The sequence below is a fragment of the Vibrio sp. D173a genome (genome assembly GCF_030248475.1).
On sequence record NZ_JAHGAH010001075.1, the window covers coordinates 1 to 693 of the forward strand.

2 pseudogenes are annotated in these 693 nt (G+C 45.2%); both read left to right on the forward strand.

Annotation, left to right across the window (positions count from 1 at the left end):
* Positions 1–152 (forward strand): annotated as a pseudogene (locus tag KIV40_RS31390) (RNA pseudouridine synthase); the annotation flags it as partial.
* A gap of 38 nt (positions 153–190) precedes the next feature.
* Positions 191–693 (forward strand): annotated as a pseudogene (locus KIV40_RS31395) (NAD(P)-dependent oxidoreductase); the annotation flags it as partial.

Here is a 693-nt window from a genome sequence, read left to right on the forward strand (position 1 = left end):
ATGCCTGTGAATTGAGTTTTTACCACCCGGCTAATGATCAACTGTTTACCGCCTTTGTTGCGTGTGATTTTTATCCCGAGGCGAAACCAGAGATAACGCAACACTTCGATATTGAGCCAACGCTACCAGATTACAAAAAGCTAAAAGGGTAGAATGGAGTGATAGTTATATCTTGATGCAAGGAAGGACAATGACCAAACTAAGGGTAGTGTTTCTCGATAGAGCAACCATACCGTCTCAGATCTCACTCAAGCCGCTTAGCTTCGAACATGATTGGGTTGAGTATGATTTCACTCAACCCAATCAAGTGGCGCAGCGGGTTAAATAAAGTGGTACTGAATGCTGCTAATTTATCGCAGGCAACGCAGTTGCGCTTTATTGCGGTCTCAGCAACGGGTGTCAATAATATCGATTTGGAGTACTGCCAAAGTAATGCCATTTCAGTCAGCAATATTCAGGGCTATGCGACACAGTCTGTACCTGAGCATGTCATCGCTATGCTGTTTGCTCTAAAGCGGAATCTTAAAGGGTATCATCAAGATATTGAAGGCGAGGTGTGGCAGCGAGATAAGCAGTTCTGCTTTTTCACTCACCCGATTCAAGATATCGCGGGGAGCACATTAGGCGTGATTGGTAGCGGCAGTTTAGGTCAAGCTACCGCGGCGTTAGCCAAAGCAATTCGTATGAATGTGA